Annotated in this window: 1 protein-coding gene; it reads right to left on the bottom strand. The window is 64.9% G+C overall.

Translation table 11 applies throughout. The features are described from left to right. Positions 1–483, bottom strand: a 483-nt coding sequence (locus FV228_RS31405) for a hypothetical protein (protein ID WP_147857938.1), incomplete at its 3' end; no start/stop codon positions are given. Positions 484–777: the final 294 nt, after the last annotated feature.

Raw genomic sequence — 777 nt, 5'->3', positions numbered from 1 at the left:
GCCGGGGGGCGGCGCCGGAGGCGTCACGCCGGTCGCCCCCGGATCGCCGTGGTGCCGGCCATTCAGCTCGGACGGGACGGGACGGGGGAGTTCCAGGGTCGGGAGCGCGATGCTCTTCGGGTCTCCGAGCAAGGTGATCTGCTTGACCGTGACGGCTTGCCGGCCGCGCATCAGCGGGTTCTGGCGCACGTAGCTGATGAATTCCTCGGCCGCCCGCAGCTTTGACTTGTTCTGCTCGGCCTCTTGCGCCCGGATCCGCTCGGCCTCCGCCTCCCGGATCTTCGCCTCCTTGGCCTGGTGCTGCAGTTCCAGCGAGGCGAAAGCAAGTCCCGTGGCCGCGCGGTCGAAGACAGAGCTCGCGCGCAATGTCGGCCGGGAGAATAGAATATAAACGCTGTTGGCGACCAAGAAAGCGGCCACCAAAAACACGCCGAGATCGGCGACGTGCCCACTCACAGTCCAGAAGACCAGCACGACAGCCAACGATAGGACCGAGAGTCCGAGAAGAACGTATCGCAACGCCGACATGATATAGCCTAAATTCATTTTTTGAATCGAATTGGGATGATTTATAAAGGTTTCGATTCTGAAAGGCAAATCTATCGGGGCTTTGCGTAGTTCGCAGGCCCCGGCCTCCGTCCATCCCCGCTCGGAGACGGGAGACGGGGCGCAAAGCGCAGGACCGGCCGGGTCGGACCTCCCCGCCGCTCGGCGGCGCCGGCGCCGTGGAAGCCCCCGGCCGATGCGTTGGACCGGCGCGAACGGGAACCCGGGCAG

It is taken from the genome of Methylobacterium sp. WL18 (genome assembly GCF_008040015.1).
Taxonomy (GTDB): Bacteria; Pseudomonadota; Alphaproteobacteria; order Rhizobiales; family Beijerinckiaceae; genus Methylobacterium; species Methylobacterium mesophilicum.
This window is presented reverse-complemented; position numbering and strand designations above follow the sequence as displayed.